The sequence below is a fragment of the Maricaulis salignorans genome, from assembly GCF_900103475.1.
In the GTDB taxonomy this organism is placed as follows: domain Bacteria; phylum Pseudomonadota; class Alphaproteobacteria; order Caulobacterales; family Maricaulaceae; genus Maricaulis; species Maricaulis salignorans.
In genome coordinates, this window is the sequence record NZ_FNHG01000002.1 from 139,007 (window position 1) to 157,704 (window position 18,698).

17 protein-coding genes are annotated in these 18,698 nt (G+C 63.7%); 6 read left to right on the forward strand and 11 right to left on the reverse strand.

Translation table 11 applies throughout. From position 1 onward, the window contains the following. Positions 1-153 precede the first annotated feature (153 nt). The 11 genes from BLT42_RS02500 to flgK form a co-directional block, all read right to left on the reverse strand. Positions 154-843 carry a DUF4386 domain-containing protein gene (locus BLT42_RS02500; protein ID WP_091766291.1) on the reverse strand — a complete coding sequence of 230 codons (690 nt, stop codon included), beginning with the start codon at positions 841-843 and terminating at the stop codon, positions 154-156. Between the two features lie 44 nt (positions 844-887). Continuing rightward, a complete protein-coding gene (locus tag BLT42_RS02505; protein WP_091766294.1) occupies positions 888-1,775 on the reverse strand; it encodes an EamA family transporter in 888 nt (295 codons plus the stop codon). Positions 1,776-1,798: 23 nt separating this feature from the next. Then, complete coding sequence (locus BLT42_RS02510) at positions 1,799-2,431, reverse strand: DsbA family oxidoreductase (RefSeq protein ID WP_233342267.1); 633 nt, start codon at positions 2,429-2,431, stop codon at positions 1,799-1,801. Then, positions 2,428-3,051 carry an NAD(P)H:quinone oxidoreductase gene (gene wrbA, locus BLT42_RS02515; protein WP_091766297.1) on the reverse strand — a complete coding sequence of 208 codons (624 nt, stop codon included), beginning with the start codon at positions 3,049-3,051 and terminating at the stop codon, positions 2,428-2,430. Before wrbA ends, BLT42_RS02510 begins: the two co-directional genes overlap by 4 nt. A gap of 26 nt (positions 3,052-3,077) precedes the next feature. Beyond that, on the reverse strand, positions 3,078-4,061 hold the full coding sequence (locus BLT42_RS02520; protein ID WP_091766300.1) for a cyclase family protein: 984 nt from the start codon (positions 4,059-4,061) through the stop codon (positions 3,078-3,080). Positions 4,062-4,165: 104 nt separating this feature from the next. Beyond that, entirely contained in the window at positions 4,166-5,119 is a 954-nt protein-coding gene (locus tag BLT42_RS02525; protein WP_233342268.1) for a LysR family transcriptional regulator, read from the reverse strand. Between the two features lie 85 nt (positions 5,120-5,204). Then, positions 5,205-5,519, reverse strand: coding sequence for a type II toxin-antitoxin system RelE/ParE family toxin (locus tag BLT42_RS02530; RefSeq protein WP_091766306.1), 315 nt, complete (start codon positions 5,517-5,519; stop codon positions 5,205-5,207). 1 nt (position 5,520) lies between these two features. Further along, positions 5,521-5,766 (reverse strand): type II toxin-antitoxin system ParD family antitoxin, encoded by a 246-nt coding sequence (locus BLT42_RS02535; protein ID WP_091766309.1) that lies wholly within the window; start codon positions 5,764-5,766, stop codon positions 5,521-5,523. Positions 5,767-6,267: 501 nt separating this feature from the next. Next, positions 6,268-7,494 carry a tRNA 2-thiouridine(34) synthase MnmA gene (mnmA, locus tag BLT42_RS02540; protein WP_091766876.1) on the reverse strand — a complete coding sequence of 409 codons (1,227 nt, stop codon included), beginning with the start codon at positions 7,492-7,494 and terminating at the stop codon, positions 6,268-6,270. Between the two features lie 54 nt (positions 7,495-7,548). Continuing rightward, positions 7,549-8,463, reverse strand: a complete 915-nt coding sequence (locus tag BLT42_RS02545) for a flagellin (protein ID WP_091766312.1) — start codon at positions 8,461-8,463, stop codon at positions 7,549-7,551. A 14-nt stretch (positions 8,464-8,477) separates the two neighbouring features. Then, the gene (flgK, locus tag BLT42_RS02550) at positions 8,478-10,619 is read right to left on the reverse strand and encodes a flagellar hook-associated protein FlgK (protein ID WP_091766315.1); all 2,142 of its coding nucleotides are present in this window, start codon (positions 10,617-10,619) and stop codon (positions 8,478-8,480) included. A gap of 1,537 nt (positions 10,620-12,156) precedes the next feature. Here flgK and BLT42_RS14935 point away from each other — a divergent pair. From BLT42_RS14935 to fliG, 6 genes are all read left to right on the forward strand, one after another. After that, on the forward strand, positions 12,157-13,158 hold the full coding sequence (locus tag BLT42_RS14935) for a flagellar hook-length control protein FliK (protein WP_143024020.1): 1,002 nt from the start codon (positions 12,157-12,159) through the stop codon (positions 13,156-13,158). A 10-nt stretch (positions 13,159-13,168) separates the two neighbouring features. Beyond that, complete coding sequence (locus tag BLT42_RS02560) at positions 13,169-13,828, forward strand: flagellar hook assembly protein FlgD (RefSeq protein ID WP_176780217.1); 660 nt, start codon at positions 13,169-13,171, stop codon at positions 13,826-13,828. Positions 13,829-13,932: 104 nt separating this feature from the next. Beyond that, positions 13,933-15,321: a flagellar hook protein FlgE gene (locus BLT42_RS02565; RefSeq protein WP_091766323.1), complete on the forward strand. Its 1,389-nt coding sequence runs from the start codon at positions 13,933-13,935 to the stop codon at positions 15,319-15,321. Positions 15,322-15,517: 196 nt separating this feature from the next. Continuing rightward, positions 15,518-15,790, forward strand: a complete 273-nt coding sequence (sciP, locus tag BLT42_RS02570; RefSeq protein ID WP_091766327.1) for a CtrA inhibitor SciP — start codon at positions 15,518-15,520, stop codon at positions 15,788-15,790. A 219-nt stretch (positions 15,791-16,009) separates the two neighbouring features. After that, positions 16,010-17,653, forward strand: a complete 1,644-nt coding sequence (fliF, locus tag BLT42_RS02575; protein ID WP_091766330.1) for a flagellar basal-body MS-ring/collar protein FliF — start codon at positions 16,010-16,012, stop codon at positions 17,651-17,653. 44 nt (positions 17,654-17,697) lie between these two features. Continuing rightward, complete coding sequence (fliG, locus tag BLT42_RS02580; protein ID WP_407657273.1) at positions 17,698-18,684, forward strand: flagellar motor switch protein FliG; 987 nt, start codon at positions 17,698-17,700, stop codon at positions 18,682-18,684. Positions 18,685-18,698: the final 14 nt, after the last annotated feature.

The window sequence follows — 18,698 nt, forward strand, 5'->3', positions numbered from 1 at the left end:
ACCGCGCTGGCGCGATCCGCCTTCCTCGCCATCCGCACATCTCATGCTCTCGCCCGCACCATCAGCTGACGCCGATCGGGGTCGCTCTGGCCGGCGGTCGGAATGCACTGGGCGGGGTGTCGTCATGCTGAAGGGGTTGGCGTGCGGTTAGGCTCACACCGCCTCCTGAGCCGGCTGGCGCTGCAGAAGAAGCCGCAGGCAGAACGCGGTCTCTGCCAGGATCGTCACCCCATATGCGGGCGTGAATGCGGCCGACCATTCCGGCGCGAAGAAGCGCAGACCGCTGCCAGTCAGATAGACCAGACCGGCAATCACCAGGCCTGCGCCGAACACCTTCGAAATCAGGCCGGAACGCCAGACAAGCAAGCCCATCATCACGCTGTTGACGCCGAAGAAAACCAGTCCGAGATCATAGCCATGACCGTGCAGATCGAGGGAGACCAAGGCGAGCGCGTGGGCATCGGCCAGCCCGTCAGCGCCCGACAGGATCAGCCACGCGGCCTGCAGGGCCATGAGATTGGCGGCGATCAGCACGGTCTGGATCAGCCGGAACACCATGGCCGAGAGCGCCAGACCCGGCGCTGCCGCGCGGAAGACCAGATAGAGCAAGATCGCCAGCCCGGCATCACAGAGCGCCATGACAAGATCGGCCGCGATCGCCAGCCGGAACTGGCCGGGAGCCGCAAGGATCGCCGCAGCGGTGGCGTCGGCATCGGCGAGATCGATCAGCGGACCGCGCAGGCCAAGCTCGGCGCCGAGGCCGGCGATGATGATGACGAGGTAGAACAAGCCCGCCAGGCGCGCCCTGCGCGCGAGATCGGGGGTCAGGGTGAGATTGGTCACGCGGGATATCCTTTCTTGAGCGCCGGTCAGGTCTTGAGCGCTGGTCAGGCGGGCTTTGCCGGGGTTGAAACTGTGCACACCGGGCCGGGGTTATTGGCACGCTGGCCGGCCCAGACCGAGCCGAGGACGATGGCTGCGCCAAGCCCCTGCAACAGTGACAGCGACTGGCCCAGCACCGCCCAGCCGAGGATGACCGCCATCACAGGGCTCATCATTGCGAGCATGGATACCGCGCCAGGGTCAAGTCGGGCGAGACCGCGAAACCAGATCGCATAGGTCGCCGCGGCGCCAACCAGGCAAAGCCAGGCCAGACCGCCGAGATTGGCGAGGGTGAGCGGTGGCAGCGGCGGCTCCAGGATGAGGGCCAGCGGCAGCAGCACCAGCCCCCCGGCAGTGAGCTGCCAGGCGGTGAAACTGAGCGCCGGGACAGGCGGCTGCCATTTCCGGCTCAGCACGGTGCCGGCTGCCATGGATGCCGCACCGCCCACCCCCGCCGCGATCCCGACCGGATCGAGCGTCGCGTCCGGGCCGATGAGCAGGAAGGCAACCCCGAGAATGCCGCTCGCCGCCGCAGCAACGGCCCCCGCCCGCACCGGTGTACCGAGCCAGCCGCGCGCCATGAGGATGACCATCATCGCCTGCAGCGATCCCAGCGTCGCGGCGACCCCGCCGGGCAGGCGGTAGGCGGCGACAAAGAGCAGCACCCAGAAGAGCGCGAAGTTGAAACTGCCCAGCAGGAAGACCCGCCCGAGCCAGGCGCGCGGCGGCAGGCTGCGTGTGACGGCCAACAGCAAAAGACCCGCCGGCAGGGCGCGCAATGCCGCGATGGTCACGGGGTAGCTGGCCGGCATGAGCTCGGTCGTGACGAGATAGCTGCTGCCCCAGACTGCAGGGGCCAGCGCTGTCAGTAGAATATCTCTGGTGCGTGACATGGGCCACATCTCCGGGTCAGGGTTCAGCGCAGCGCGTGACGCAGCTGCACCGCCAGTACATCGCGCGATCCGTTGGCGAGGCGGCTGCCAGTCTCGCGGATGATAAGGGCCGGGACGGAGCGGACCTGCTGTGCGCGGGCGAGCTGGCGGTCGGCCTCGACAGCGCAGGCGGTAGCCGGGTCGCTGAGGAAGCGGGCGAAGCCCCCCGACTCCAGGCCGCTCTCGCGGGCAAGCTGGAGCACGGTGGCAGGGTCGGCGATATTGCGGGCCTCGGCGAGATGCGCGCGCTGGAGGCGGTCAAACAGGTCCCAATGGGCGCCCGGCCCGCCGAGCCGTTCGGCTGCCTTGCATCCCAGCGCCGCCGTCATCCCGTGGGGATAGTCGAACGGGGCCTTTCGCATCGCCTCGATGTCAACGAGCTCCGGCCGGTCACTCGCCTGGCGGCAGGCCGACCAGTGCCCGAGAATGATCTCGCGGGCCTGACCCGGCGCCCCCCAGCGCGCGGCCATCTCGCCACGGCTCGCCTGCAGGACGAAGGTGCGATGCCGGATATCGAGCCCAAACTCGGCCGCCAGGCAGCGCATTCGCGACGAGATGTTGAAACACCAGCAACACACCACGTCGTGGAAGAAATCGATGGTGAGGGCGGCCGTCACGCCGCGGCCTCCTTCAGATTGGCACCGGCCAGGCGTGCGGCAATCCGGGCGACATGAGCGCCCTGGAAGCGGGCACCGGCGAGGTCGATCCGTGATGGCGCGCGCGAACCATCGGCTCCGGCGATCGTCCCCGCGCCATAGGGCGCGCCCCCTATAATCCCGTCCGCCGTGGTCTGTCCGGCGAAGGTGTAGGGCATGCCGGCAATCAGCATGCCGAAATGCTGGAGCGGGATCTGGGTGGAGAGCAGGGTTGCTTCGTGACCGCCGTGCTGCGAGCCGGTGGAGGCGAAAACCGCCGCGACCTTGCCGACCAGCGCGTTGCGCGCCCACAGCCCGCCGGCCTGGTCGAGAAAGGACTTCATCTGCCCGGCCATCATGCCAAACATGGTCGGCGTGCCGAGAATAATGCCGTCATAGGTTTCGAGGTCAGCGGGCGTCGCAAGCAGTGTGTCGTCAGCGATGAAGCCCGCCTTGCGCCGGATTTCCTCGGGGACGGTTTCGGGGACGCGGCGCAGATCGACATGAGTGCCAGGCACGCTGTGAGCGCCATCGGCTTCGGCCTGAGCCAGGGTGCGCACATGGCCATAGCTGGAATAATAGAGGACAAGAATCCGGGTCATCAGAACGAGCCTTTTTGTTTCGGGGATCAGTGGATCGGCAGCGCGATCGGACGCAGGGGCGCGGCATCGGCGCCGCGCAGCTTCAGGGAGGCGCCGATGAAGGCGAACTCGTAGCGGCGCGCCTCGGCGAGGCCTTCGAGATTGACCAGCTCCATGATCGGAACGCCCATCTGCGCCAGTAGATAGGTGTGGACGGGAACGTAATTGCCGTCGATCTCGGACGGGAAGGCCTCGAAGCTCAGATTGTCGGCCCCGACGATCATGGCGCGTGACTCTTCGGCGAGAAAGCGGGCGGCCTCGAGCCCGAGGCCCGGCGGGTTGTCCATATATCGGTTGGCGTGGGCATAGAGCGCCATGCGCCCGGTGCGGATCAGCACGACATCACCGGTGTGAAGCGCGACGCCCTGGCGCGCCAGTGCGCCCTCGAGATCCGCGCGGGTCACACGATAGCCCGCGGGCAGCATGTCGACGCCCTTGAAGGCGGCGACATCGATCATCACGCCCCGCGCCACGATCGGCGGGATGGTTTCGGCACCCGTCACCTGCCAGCCCGTATCGCCGAGATGTTCGTCGGCGCTGAAATGATTGTAGATCTCTCCATCGAGGCCGAAATGATTCAGCGCGTCGATATGGGTCCCGGTGTGGGTGTACATCGAGACCGCCGAGCCGGTGTAGCTGACATGGTCATTGGCCGCCTCGCCCACCTGCAAGGGGTCGTCATTCACCGTCCCGCGCGGCGTGTGAGTCATCCATATCTGATATCGGGGATCGCCGGCGGCGTGCCATCCTGGCATGCCGATGAAATACTCAACGGACAGGTCGTAAACGGTGCCTCCGGTAATCCGGGACAGGATGGAGGCGCGCGAGCGCTCCGTCATCAGATTGAGCGCGCCGAGCTGATCGTCCGGGCCCCAGGGGCTGGTGCCGACCGTGGCCGGCATTTCGGCGATGGCGGCCGGAAGGGACAGGGCCAGGCCCAGGGCGAGGGGCAATAGGATCGGGGTCTGCATCGGGATCTCCCTGGCAGGTTTGACATGCCCGGGAAGATGCAGCGGGGGCCGGAGGGGAATAACCGGCCCGCTTTCACTTCATTGTTTACGCTGGTTGAATAATCTCAGGACCGCAGGGCTGCCCGCAGCTGGTCGAGAAACGCCGTCACTTTCGCGTCCATGCCGAGTCGCGAGGACGTCACGGCGAAGATGTCCGGGGCGGGAAGTTCCCAATCCGGCAAAACCCGAACAAGCTCGCCGCGCGCTTCGGGGGCGTTCGAGACAAAGTCCGGCAGGGTGCCGATGCCCTGCCCCGCGATCAGCAGGTCGCGCAGCACGAGACTGTTGCCAACCCGGAGCTTGGGGTCGAGTTCGACTGTGTCCGTGCCCGAAGGCCCGTGCAGTGTCCAGGAGGTGAGATGGTCCGCAAGCAGGAAGCCGATCACCGCGTGTTGCGCGATGTCTTGCGGCACCTTCGGATGGCCGGCCCGTTCGAGATAGGCGGGGGCCGCGAAAATCCTCTGCCGCACCGTGCCGAGCTTGCGTGCCACCAGCGCCGAGTCCGGCAGGGCGGCGCGGATGCGGATCGACACATCAAACCCGCCCTCGACCATGTCGACCACACGGTCATCGAGCGATAGGGTGAGCGAGAGATCCGGATAGCTGTCGCGAAAGTCCGGAAGCATGGGGGCAATGACCGTCTGGCCGAAGGAGGCCGGGGCGTTGACCTTGAGATGGCCGCGCACGGCACCGGCGCCCTCGCGAATGCGCGTCTCGACCTTGGTCACGGCGTCGAGAATGCTGATCGCCTCGTCATAATAGAGCCGGCCGGCATCGGTCAGCGACATGGAGCGGGTCGTGCGCGTGAGCAGGACACTGCCAAGGCTTTCCTCGAGCAGCTTGATCTCGCGGCTCAGGAGCGCCGGCGAAACGCCGAGATCCTCCGCCGCGCGGGCGAAATTGCCGCGCTCGACGATGCGGCGGTAGGCGTGCATGACGGAAAGCTTGTCCATCGCGGGCAGATACTCGGTCAGATTGATAGCCAGTCCCGCCAGGGCAGGAATTCGACCGGGTAGCACAAATCCCGATGCTCCGCGAATGGGTTGGCCCCAGCGGGCGTGACACCTACCCGATCAACCGGTGACCATTACCGGGCTGGCGGGGTCAGGGATCGGGGGGCTCGTCGAGCAGGTGCGCCAGAGCGCGATGACCTTCGACATAGCGCAGCACGAGAAGTACATCGCCCTGATACCGCGTCATGATGAGATAATTGCCCACAACACTGCTGCGGATGCCCGGCCCGAGCTCTTCGCGAGGACGTCCGAGTTCAAAGGGCGAAGCCGCCATCGAACGTGACCGAGCCAAGAGCTTTTCGAGAAAGCCCTGGGCGGCGGCGATGCTTCCCGTCTCGGTGTAAATGTACCGTGCAATATGATCGAGATCGTCCAGCGCCGGGCGGGTCAGCACCAGCTGGAACACCTCACTGCGCTCCGGACTTCAGCTCATCGAAGGTCGCGGCGAGATGAGCCTCCGCCTCCTCGATCGTGTAACGGCGCTCATCATTGATCGCGGCCAGCAAGGAGGCCCGCAACTCCGCCAGCTTGGCCTCACGCTCCTCGACCAGGCGCAGGCCCTCGCGCACGACCTCGCTCTGGGATGTGTAGCGGCCCTGCTTGACCTGTTCTTCGACGAACAGCTCCCAGCGCTTTCCGATTGAGACATTCATGAGCACCTCCGATCAGTGACCTTACAGCGAAGGATAACACAAATTGCGCCGTTTTCGCTATTATCCGATCCGCCGATACCCGCGCCTGCCGCCAATAACGGGGCTGGCGACCGCGCCATCGCCAAAGGCCGTCAGGATCGTAACCTCGACCGGTCAGCCGCTTCCGAGCCCAGCGGGCGAATCGCGGCCAAAGGAAAAAACAGACGACAACATTCAATACCGCGACCAGCCTTCCTGGCGTTTTCTGCTCCAATCTTATTCCGTCCAGAGAAATATTCGGGTCAGGAAATGTCCAAGTTTCCGGCCAGACGCCCGCAAATACCAGCATCGTCCCGGCACCAATCATGACCGCCCATCCGAGCACTCCCGCATATATCAAGCCAAGCCGGAACCAATGAGGCCCCACCGACCGTCTGAGTCCCAGATCAATGAGCGCAAGCCAGATGGCACTACCACCGAGAAGGATCGCCAAGAGCGTCAGGTAAATCGGTCCCCACCACGTCATATCAGCCGATACCCGCTCGCGGCCGCCGTTGTCGCCGCCCCACTCGCACTCGTCTTCGCGATCCAGCCGCCGCCGAGAACCCGGCCATCATCCTCGGCCGAATAGAAAACACAGGCCTGGCCGGGTGCCACACCCTCTTCGCCGCCCGGCAGGACGACAGCGATCTCATCACCATCGACGGAAAAGGCCGCATCCACCGGCGGGCGCGTCGAGCGCACTTTCACCCGCACGGGAACGCCGTCTGCCAGGGCTTCATCGCCGAGCCAGTTGATGTCTTTCAGCGTAATGCGATCAACCGCCAAAGCCTCGCGCGGCCCGACCACGACCCGGGCCGTGGCGGCATCGAGCTTGACGACATAGAGCGGATCACCGATCGCGATCTTGAGACCGCGGCGCTGGCCGACCGTGTAATGGATCACACCTTCATGTCGGCCCAGAACAGTGCCATCGACATGGACGATCTCGCCGGGGCGCGAGACGCCGGGGCGCACCTTTTCGACGATATCGACATAGCGGCCCTGGGGCACGAAGCAGATGTCCTGGCTGTCCGGTTTGTCGGCGACGATCAGGCCGAAGGCCTCGGCGAGCCGGCGCGTCTGGTCCTTGTCGAGATGGCCGAGCGGGAAGCGCAGGAAATCGAGCTGTTCATGCGTCGTCGCGAACAGGAAATAGGACTGATCCTTGCCGGCGTCGTGGGCCCGGCGCAATTGCGCCCCCTTCGGCCCTTCGACGCGCTGGATATAATGGCCCGTCGCCATGCAGACAGCCCCGAGCTCGCGCGCGGTGGTCAGCAGGTCGGCGAATTTGACGGTCTGATTGCAGCGCACACAGGGAATCGGCGTGAAGCCGGCCAGATAGGTGTCGGCAAACTCCTCGATCACCGCCTCGCGGAAACGGCTCTCATAATTGAGGACGTAATGGGGAAAGCCGCATTCCTCGGCGACGCGCTTGGCGTCATAGATATCCTGGCCGGCGCAGCAGGCGCCCTTCTTCTGGATCGCGGCGCCATGATCATAGAGCTGCAGCGTCACGCCGACGACATCATAGCCGGCCCGGTGGAGCACAGCCGCAGTGACGGAAGAATCCACCCCGCCGGACATCGCCACGACGACGCGGTGATCGGCGGGATTGCCGCCCAGGCCGAGCGGATCGCCGGCGAGGCCAAATTCGTTGAGAAGGTCATCGGCACGCGCCATCGCGCGACCGGAATCGGTGTTCGTCATATTCGCCTCCAGCGGGGTCAAGGCCCGCAGCAAACGGTTGAAGTTGGGCTTGGCTTACCGCAAAAAGTTGAGAAGTGAAACCTGTGTCAGCGAGGCAAAAGTCTTCGCCGAGACGTCGAGCACGTTTTGCGCCGTCTGGAATTTGGTCGCGGCCTCGGCCATGTCGACATCCTCGATATCGCTGATCATACCGGTGAGGAAGTCCTGCCGGTCCTTCTGGCTTTGCTGCGAGCTTTCGATCTGCGCCTGCATCACGCCATTCATCCCGACCACGGAGATAATTCCGTCCTGGGCTGCCACGATATTCTGCAATTCGCCGACGATGAAGGCTTGTTGGACCTCGGTCATCGGATCGACGAAGGGTCCATTCGGCCCCGCCTCGAACTCGGCGATGCGCTTGAAGGAGGCCATGATATCGGTCGCGACATCACTGGCCAGGCGCCCGACGGTCACCTCGGTATTCTGGTCAATCCGCACGGTCGGTTCGAGATCATTGTTCTGAAAGGCATCGTCGACCGTCGGCAAGGCTGCGAGCTCTGCCAGTGTGCTGATTGCCATCGGCTTGGTATCATCACGCGTGCCGCCAAACATATAGGCGCCCAGATGTTGGGTATTCAAGGCATTCACGGCGCCGTAGAAGGCGTCGGAGATCTCCTGCATGATGAAGGCGCCATTCTGCGACGTCATCGCCGAACGCAATTCACCGGCCGAGGAGGACAGACGCTCCAGCGCGACATTCTGCGCATCGAGACGGATGCCCGAACGGACAGCCGCCTCTTCAAAGGCCTCGGAACGGGCCAGGGCCCCGCGGCTCGCGGCAATGGTCTCGGCCTGATAGCCAACACCTTTGAGATCAGCACCCTTTTTGCCGGTACTGAGCTCCTGCTGGGCCTGGAACAGGGATTGCTGCGCGCGCATCAGGTCCAGGAGGGCCGATTGCGAAGCGCCAAAAGTCGATATCCGCGTCATGGGTCAATCACTTCCTAGACAATACTCATAAGGGTGTCGGTCATTTCCTTCGCCGCCTGCAGCATTCTCGCCGAGGCGTTATAGGACTGCTGATAGAGCGTCATTGCGGCCAATTCCTCATCGAGGCTGACGCCTTCCACATTCGAGCGCTTGGTTTGCGCCGTGGTCCGCAGAACATCGGCGGAGGCGGCTTCGCTCTCGGCGCGAGCCGCACGGGATCCCACACTGCCGGCCAGCCGGGCAGCATAATCCTGCAGGCTGGAATTGGCGGCATTGATCGACCCGGCCGCATCAAAACTGCGCGTCGACGTCATCGCTGATTGCAGCAACTGCCCGCCGCGCGCATCACCGGAGGTCAGCACCAGGTCGCCGGCCACTGTGGCTGCATCGAGATTCAGCTGTCCAAGGGCCAGTTTCGATGAATCGGACCGGATCGCATTATTGACCGAGAAGACCTCGGAGCGTCCCGCCGTTGCAGCCAGGCCGATGCCGAAGAGCTGCGAGAAGGACACGCCGGTGCCGGACCGGCTGGTGTCATCGCCGGTCAGGTTGAGGTCGAAGCCGTCATACCCGGTTTTTGGAACCGAGCTCAGCTTGCCGTCACTGTCCAGTGTGAATGTGGCGTAGCGGCCAAGCCCGGTGGTGGTATTGTTCAGCGCCGTCACCGCATCGCCAACCGTCTGCCCGGTCACCATCGGTATATCGATCGTGCCGGAGGGCCGTCCATCCGGCGTCGTGATCTGGAAACTCAGGGACGTACCGGTGGTAAACTGATGCGCATCCGCCGCCGAAAGGCCGGTTTCGAAAAAGCCCGGTCGGCTCGAGGAAACCAGGTCATTGAGACCGAAGAAGTGTGAAAATCCGCGGCCGGCGCGATCGCTTGGCGTGGTCGCGTCTTCCAGCGTCGCGACACCGTTTCCGGCCGTGCTTGCCGCCAGGGTCAGGACGCCATTGGCAAAGGTTGCCGAGCCATCGCCGCCCAGGGCTGTATTGATCGCTGTCGTCAGGCTGCCAACCGTCGTGCCAATCGCGACAGCAGCGCCGCCATCGACACTGAGCGTGCCGGCGTCAAAATCAATATCGACACGCTTTACCAGAGTACCGGAAGCTGCGGTCACAGCCAGCGTTGTCGCCCCGGTAAAGCTGTGCAGATCCGCGGCAACCAGCCCGGTATTGCGACCGGTCAGACTCTGCGGTGCCGGATAGGAAGCGGAGTTATTGTGCGCCAGGTTGAGCGCGTCGGCAGCGCCGGCCGTCAATTCAGCCAGTTCATCGGCGATCTCCGGCAAGATCCGGTCGCGCAAGTCGAGCAAGCCAAACAATTTGCCGCTCTGTATATGGCCACTCAACTCCCTCGCCTCGGCACCATTGGGCGGCTGCACTAAAATCTGGCCGTAGGAAACGCCGTAGGCACCGCTTCCCGTCGGGGTATATTCGAGCTGCGTCACCCCGGTTTCGACCAGGGCGACACCGTCACCGGTACGAATGACGAGCCGTCCGCCCGCCTTGGTCTCGGTGCGGATGTCGACATAGCCCGAGAGTTCATCGAGCAATTCCGATTGCCGGTTGGCGATGCCTGACGTGTCACCGCCGGCCACGCTCACACTCTGAGCACTGGCATTGAGCCCGCTGAGTTCACTGAGGATCTCGTTCGTGCGTTGAACGGCGGCCTGGATCTGGGCGTCGGCATCCTTGCGCTGATCGCCAATCATCAGGGAAAGCCGGTTGGTTTCATCGAAAAAGGCCTGCAAATCAGCCGCTGCGGACAGACGGGCAACCGATTGAGACGGATCAACACTGGCCTGGGACAGGCTGGAGAAAGCGCGGCTCAGCCGCGCAAACATCGAACCTTCATCGTCGAGTTTTCCGAATTGGGATTGCACCTTGTCCAGTCCGTCGGCCTGGACCCTCGCCGCCTCACCGGCGCTGATGGCGCGGATCGAGGCTGCCTGGAGATAGACATCGGCAATCCGCGAAATGCCCGCGACCTGCACGCCCATGGCGACACCGCCAACATTGAGGGCCTGCAGCACAGCTTCGGTGCGCGCATAGCCCGGCGTGTTGACATTGGCGACGTTGTTGGCGGCCGAATTGAGACCGGCCTGGCTCGCAGACAAGCCCGACAGGGCGCTACCGATAATACCGTTCAGCGACATGATGCCATCCTCGAAACATCGCAGAAAATGAAGCCCGGATGGTCAAAACTGCCGACACTCCGGCAAGGCTTGCCGAGCCCGAACGGGATCTGCATGCCCTGACCGGCAGCCGAATTCGGCCTACAACAACCTGTTTTTGCTTCGATATTCATACGAATTCGCGTCTTTCCGACATCCGAGCCTGATGGATGTCCTACAGGGTTAATCGCAAGGCTCGGGCCAAGTCGGCGCGCGCCCTCAGAAGGCGTCCAAAAGCCCGGCCTGATCGCGGCGAAACCCCTCCGTCGTCCTGCGGCATGGTCATGCGGCCCTGCCCGGCAGCTTCAACCCACCACCGGGCATAATCAGCCGGGCCGACGTCGTCATTTACCTGTCTTACCCAGAAATTAATACGTTAAATCAACGGGGTAACACTCACCCCCTCTGGCATGATGCTTGCGACCCACTTCTCCGACACGGCACGCATTGTGTGCCAAACGAGTGGATTAGTTTGACCATGCCGATGATTGTTCCAGGCGCAGAATTCACCGCGACGACTGCGGCAACGGCCGCATCCCGGGGTGCGTCCGCGCGTAGTGATGGCGGACGGGCAAACACGGACGGGATTGATGGCGCCGCGGCGCCGTCAGCCTTCGACGCTATGGTCGGCCAGTCGACACCGCCCGCAGCACCGGTCCGGCCACAAACCCAGGGGCAGGGCCAGACTGTGGCCGATGACAGCGCCGGCGGTGACACCCCATCCGGCGGTCAGTCCCCCGGTGTGGCAAGTGCATCCGCGGGTAAAACTGCGGGCACCGAAGCGGGCAGTGGCAAGACGGCTCCCATCGCCGAGCCAGCTGCGCCCTCGACGAATCCAGCTGCCCCCTCAACGGATAGCGCGGCGGTCCAGGGCGCAACGCCGGGCAGCCAGCCGAACCCGGCGAGGCAGGAGACCGCAAACCCCGGCCATTCAGCGGCCCCCGATATCCTTCACCTCGCCTCGACCGGCGGGTCGCCAAATCAGGGCGGGCCGGAATTTGTCGGCGATATCCGGTCCGGCGCGCGCCCCGCGGCGGCGGCCACAGGGACGCCGGCAACGCAGAGCCACACTGCCCCCGTTGCGGCCACGACCAACGCTGCGGCCACGATCAACGCCGCCGGTGCGGCCAACGCCCAGACACAAACGACCGCAAACCCGCCCGTGACCAGCGAAACGGGTCCAGGCCAAAATTCTCCTGCGTCCGGAACACCGGCCCCCGCCCCTGCGGCGGCGGCGACGGCCGGCAACGCCACACAACAGGCGGCCGCAAATACGGCCACCACGAACAGCAACAGCACAGCCAGTGCCCCCGTTATTCCAGGCGCGGCCGCGGCCGAAACAAGCTTGCCGGCTGTGGCGAGCCAGGCCGGGGACAAGCCGGCGACCGCCAAAAGCCTTGATGCGGGCGCCACAGGCAAATCAGCCGAAACTTCTGACTCATCGGCCGGCACCGCGAATTCTGTATCGGGTGCCACTGTCGCCAGCGCGCCTGCAGGCAAGACTGCGAAGCCGCCGGTCATGGCCGTGCTATCCCCGTCCAGCCCGGCACCGGCAGCCCCTGCTGCGGCGGCCCCCACAACCCCGCCAGCGAACCCGACAGCTTCGGCCCCGGCAGCAAGTCCTGCAGCGCCCGGCCCGACCCCGTCGCAGGCAGGAGAGACTGCCCAGGCGGCCGTCGCGGCCAGCACGCCTGCGGGACGTTTCGCGCAAGCGCGCCAGGGCGTGGATGAGCGCGACGGCAATATGGCCGCCGGCCGCAGCAAGGGAAAATCAGCCGCCAATGGCGCGAGCCCGGCAGGTGGCAAGAGCCAGGCCAATGGCGCAGCGGTGCAGCCACAGCCCGGCGCCGCCAGCACGACCGCCTCACGACCCGACATCGCAGCCACAAGCCGCGAGCTGCCGCCATCTGCACCTCCACCGACCACGGTCCCGGCCCCGGCCCTCGCCACCGATGCCGTCCGCGTTTCGGGCGTCAGCTCGGATCCGGCGATGACGACAATGACGGACCCTGCATCAGTCGCGGCGCGTACCGCATCTCGCGGAGCCGCAGAGGCCGGCACCGGTCAGCCGTCGCGATTCACACCACACGCGGCAAACCATCTGGCTGGCCAGATATCGCAGCGCTTTGCCAATGGTTCGCGCGTATTCGGGATCCGGCTGGATCCGGCCGAGCTGGGCCGCGTCGACATCCGTCTGGAGCTCAGCGCGAACAACCGCGTGCACGCCACCTTGACGGTCGAACGCGGCGACACACTGGCCGAAATGCAACGTTCGACGCGCGATCTGGAACGCGCACTCAATGATGCGGGGCTTGAGCTCGAAGAAGACGGGCTGACGTTCGAGCTCAGCGAGGGCGGCGGCGAACAGGAATCCGCCGAGTCCGAGCAGGGCAGCCATTTCAATGTCTATGGACTGGATGAGGACAGCGCGCAGGCGCTCGCCGCCGAAATCATCCCGGGGCCGGCCGACGCATACGGATTCAGTCTGTCGCGGCGCGACGGCGTCGACCTCAGAGTTTAGGAGAAACAAAATGCCAAGCGCAATCAATTCGGTAACCGACTCAAGTCCGCAGCTTGAGAACAGCCGGACCAGCCTTGCCGATAATTACGAGATGTTTCTCAACCTGCTCACCGCGCAGATGAAGAATCAGGATCCGCTCGATCCGCTCGATGCGACACAATTCGTCGATCAGCTCGTCTCCTTCTCCGGCGTCGAGCAGCAGATCGCCCAGAACCAGAATCTGGAAAGCCTCCTGATCGTCCAGTCGGCCGCGGCCCAGACCTCATCGGTCGGCTATATTGGACGTGTCGCCACCGCATTGACCCCGGAGAGCCGCCTGCAAGACGGTGCCGCGACCTGGCAGTATCAATTGCCGGAAAACGCCAATGCTGCCGATCTGACGATCCGGGATTCCAGCGACCGGATCGTGTACCGCACGACCGGGGAAACCACGACCGGCCAGCATGACTTCAGCTGGGACGGCCAGACCTTGTCCGGCAGCACCGCTCCAGACGGAGTCTACACGCTTGAAATCAATGCCGCCGCACAGAATGGTGCCGAAATCACAGCCGAAATCCGGGCCTCCGCCCGGGTCACAGGCATCGACCTTTCGGGATCCGAAGTGATTGTGGAAATGGGCGGGGTGAATGTTCCCCTCTCCTCGGTCCTCGCACTTCAGGAAGAACAATAGCAGCCATAAGCAGGCCACAGGTCTGATCCGGACCGCCAGAAAGGCGAACCGGCCTCACAAGACGGCAGAACGCTCCAAAAACAAACACCAACAAGGAGCTTATCGTGAGCATCAATTCCGCAATGATCGCCGGCGCGTCCGGCCTGATCGCCAATTCAAGCGCTCTCGCAGCAATTTCCGACAATATCGCCAATGTGAATACGGTCGGCTACAAACGCGCATCTGCCGTTTTCACCCCGCTCTACCGTTCCCAGGGCACGTCGCAACATTTTGCGGCTGGCGGGATCATGAGTTCCACCAAGCTGCAGATTAGCCAGAGTGGCTTGCTGTCGCCAGGCAGCTCGCCGACCGACCTTGCGGTCTCCGGCGACGGCTTTTTCGTGGTCAGCGAAAACACGCGGGGCTTCACCACGACCGACCCGGTCGCCTTTACCCGCGCCGGCAGCTTCCATCCGGACGCCAACGGCTATCTGCAGAATTCCGCCGGCCTCTACCTCGCCGGCTGGCCGGTCCAGGCTGACGGAACCATTAATGCTGACCCGTCGGACCTGAGTTCGCTGGAAATCATCAACCCGGTTTCCGTCGGCGGCGCCGCCGAGGCCACCACAGAGGTTGGCCTGAGCGCAAATCTGCAGGCGAGCCAGGCAGTTGCCGCGGCCGAGGCCACCTATGCCGCGGGCGTGTCCGGGACGAATATGTCCTCCGGGGCGGTCACAGCAGATGTTGAATTCGGCATCCCGATCTATGATTCCCAGGGCGGTGTGCACACCATCACCCTGTCGATGCTGAAATCCTCGACACCAAACCAGTGGCATGCCGAGCTGCATGTCAGCCCGGCCACGGAAGTCACCACAGGGGCCGGCCTGGTCGATGGCCAGATCGCCACCGGGATCATCGCCTTTGACTCGAATGGCAATTTCGACGCCGCGAACAGCACCGTCCCCAGCACGCTCAGCTTCCTGTCCTCGAACAATGCCGCACCGCTCGGTGCGACCAGCGTTCAGTGGGCTGCAGCCGAGGGCATTAGCGCCCAGACCATTGATATGGCTCTTGGCGGCCCCAGCAGCGCGGGTGGCCTGACCCAGTTTGACAGCCAGAGCGCCCTGGCTGCGACTTCGGTCAACGGGACACCGTTCGGGGATTTCTCCGGGGTGGATATCGATGCCAGCGGCATGGTCTACGCCAAGTTCACCAATGGTATCGTCAAGAAGATCTACCAGGTCCCGGTCGCGACCTTTGCCAATGCCGACGGTCTGGAAGCGCTGGGCGGCGGCGCCTATGGCGTTACGCGCGACAGCGGCAATTACACACTCAATACCGCCGGTGTCGGTTCTGCCGGCAATCTCGCCGCCGCGACCCTGGAGAGTTCCAATGTGGATCTGGCGACAGAATTCACCAATCTGATCATCACGCAGCGCGCCTATTCGGCCTCGTCCAAGATCATCACGACGGCAGACGAGATGCTCGATGAAGCAATCAGAATGAAGCGTTAAACCGCCAGACAGCGGTGAATAAATGACGGGCTCCGCCATTCCAGCGGGGCCCGTCTTTTTATGCGCAAAGCGGTCAATTTATATGAGCGTATTTTACTGGAGACGTTAAAGGCAAATTTACCCAGTGGCTTAGGCCGATGTTAAAACCCCTCCCCTATGTTGATCCTACAAACAAACAAACGAACGGGGACCGGACATGCAGCCGCGCCTTCAAAAAAAAGAAAACTACGTAATTGGGCCGGATGGTAGCCCGCTCACTCTCGCAGACCTCCCCAATCCGGGAGCTCAGCGCTGGGTCGTTCGACGCAAGGCCGAAGTGGTCGCCGCAGTTCGCGGTGGTTTGCTGTCGCTGGACGAGGCTTGTGAGCGATATACGCTCACCGTCGAGGAGTTTCTCGGCTGGCAACGGTCGATCGACAAGCACGGCCTCGCCGGCCTGCGAACGACTCGTTTGCAGCACTACCGATAGCGCGAAATCGCGACAATCCTTGAAAGAATGGCGACCCCATCCCCCCGGGGTCGCCCTTTTCATGTCTGCGACATAAAAAAACTCACCTGTCTCACCTGCCCTCCCGGACCGGATGCATCTCCTATGTTCCGGCATTAAGGCCTCGTTTACGAGGTAGGTAGGAAAATTCTGCCCAGTGGTTCGCACAAGATGCGTGCAATCGAACAGGCAGGATAACTCGTGAACGCGCTTCTCGATCAATTCAGAGCTTTCGGCATCGGCCGTCTGGCAGCCATTTTCGGCCTCGCGGCCGGCGTGGCCGCTGCGCTCGTCTATTTCTCCGGCAATGTCGGTGCCGGCTCGCAATCGCTGCTCTATTCCGGCCTCGACCCGGCTGCGGCAGCCTCGGCCGCCCAATTGCTCGACCAGGCCAATGTCGAATACGAAATCAAGGAAGGCGGCACCGCTATCTATGTGCCGCGCGACCAGGTTGATGAGGCCCGCGTCCGGGTCGCATCCGGCGGCCCGCTGAGTGGTGCCTCGGTCGGTTACGAGATCTTCGACCGCGAAGACTCTTTCGGCCAGACCAGCTTCGTGCAGAATCTCAACGCCAAGCGCGCCCTCGAAGGCGAGCTGGCCCGCACGATCCAGTCGATGGCCTTCGTCTCCGCAGCCCGCGTCCACCTCAACCTGCCCGAACGCCGGCTGTTTGCCCGTGATCAACAGGCACCGACCGCCGCAGTGACCATCAGCACCAATGGTCAACTCAACAGCGAACAGGTTCGCGTCATCCGCAATATCGTCGCCAGCGGTGCCGGCATCGAATCCAACCACGTGTCCCTCGCCGATGATCGCGGCCGCCAGCTGGCCGGCACCGGCGGCGAAGGCTCGGCCGTCAGCATCATGATGGACGAGCGCCAGAGCGGCATTGAAGGCCAGCTGCGCCAGAATATTCTCGACCTCGTCGAGGGCGTTGTCGGGGTCGGCGCTGCCCGCGTCCAGGTGACCGCAGAACTCAACCGGCAGAGCGTCACGGAAAGCTCGGAAACCTACGATCCGGACGGCGCCGTTGTTCAGTCTCGCGACCGCCGCAGCGAGACCAGCATCGACCAGGACGGCGCCAACAGTAACCGCGTCTCCGCCTCGGAAAACCTTCCCGACGCGGAATCCGGTGCCGGCGCCGCAGCCGGTGCGACCTCCAATCGCGAAATCTCGAACGACGTCGTCAGTTATGCGATGTCGAGCACAACCCGCACCCAGATTACCGAAGCGGGCGGCATTGAGCGCCTCTCGGTCGCCGTCGCGGTTGACGGCATCGTCGAGACCCAGCCAGACGGCACCGTGCAGTGGCGCGAACGGTCACAGGACGAGATCGACCGCATCGAGGCACTCGTCCGCTCGGCGATGGGCTATGTCAACGAAGTCGGCGGCCGCCAGGACTCGGTGACGGTTTCACAGATGGAATTCGCCCGGGCTGATCCATTGCTGGGCACGCCTGCAGCATCCGGCTTGAGCTTCAGCAAGAGTGATATCATGCGCGTTGCGGAAATCGCCGTGATGTTCATTACCGCCCTGCTCGTCATTTTCCTCGTGGCCCGTCCGCTCATCAAGGGCGCCGGCGGCAGCGCCATGCCGGCCGGTCTGGCGCTCGCGGGCGCGACCGGCGGTGGCGGCGCCCCTCGCATCGACAACGCCGCTGCCCCCATGGCACTGGCCGGCACGAATCCGTCCGGCGGGGCTGCCGCGGTGGCCGATGACGGCATCGATATTTCCAAGATTGACGGCCAGGTCAAAGCCTCCTCGGTGAAGAAGGTCGCCAGCATTGTTGAGTCTCACCCCGAAGAATCGATCTCGATCCTTCGCACCTGGCTCCATGAGGGTTGATGATGGCCATTGACCGCAGCAGAGCGATAGAAGACCCCGGCAAGATGACCGGCCCGGAAAAGGCCGCCGTAATCCTGCTCGCCCTGGGCGAGGATGATCACGGCCTGTGGAACCATCTCGACGAAGAGGAAATCCGCGAAGTCTCGTCGGCGATGTCCAATCTCGGCACCGTAACAGCCGCCGCCGTCGAGAAACTGATCGTCGACTTCGTCGGCCAGATGTCCTCGACCGGATCGCTGATGGGCTCGTTCGAAGCGACACAGCGCCTGCTGGGCTCATTCCTGCCCGGCGAAAAAGTCGACACGATCATGGAAGAGCTGCGTGGTCCCGCCGGCCGGACCATGTGGGACAAGCTTGGCAATGTGAATGAAGTCGTTCTCGCCAACTATCTCAAGAATGAGTACCCGCAGACGGTCTCCGTCGTGCTCTCCAAGGTCAAGGCCGAACACGCCGCGCGCGTGCTGGGCTCACTGCCCGAAGATTTCGCCCTGGAAGTCGTCACGCGCATGCTGCGCATGGAGCCGGTCCAGCGCGAAATTCTCGACAAGATCGAGGAGACACTGCGCAATGAATTCATGTCCAATCTGGCGCGGACTTCCAAGCATGACAGCCATGAGATGATGGCCAGCATCTTCAATAATTTCGACCGCCAGACCGAGAACCGTTTCCTGGCGGCGCTGGAAGAACGCAATCGTGACAGCGCCGAGAAGATCCGGTCGCTGATGTTCGTGTTCGAGGATCTCTCCAAGCTCGATCCGGGCGGAATCCAGACCCTGATGCGTGCTATCGACAAGGACCAGATGGGCCTTGCCATGAAGGGCGCTTCCGACAGTCTGCGCGATCTCTTCTTCTCCAACATGTCGGAGCGGGCCGCCAAAATCATGCGCGAAGACATGGCGGCGCTTGGCCCGGTCCGCCTGAAGGATGTCGACACCGCCCAGCAGGGCATTGTCGCGCTCGCCAAAGACCTGGCTGCCAAGGGCGAGATCCTTCTCGCCGATGGCGGCGCCGATGACGAACTGATTTATTGAGGATGGCCGAGACC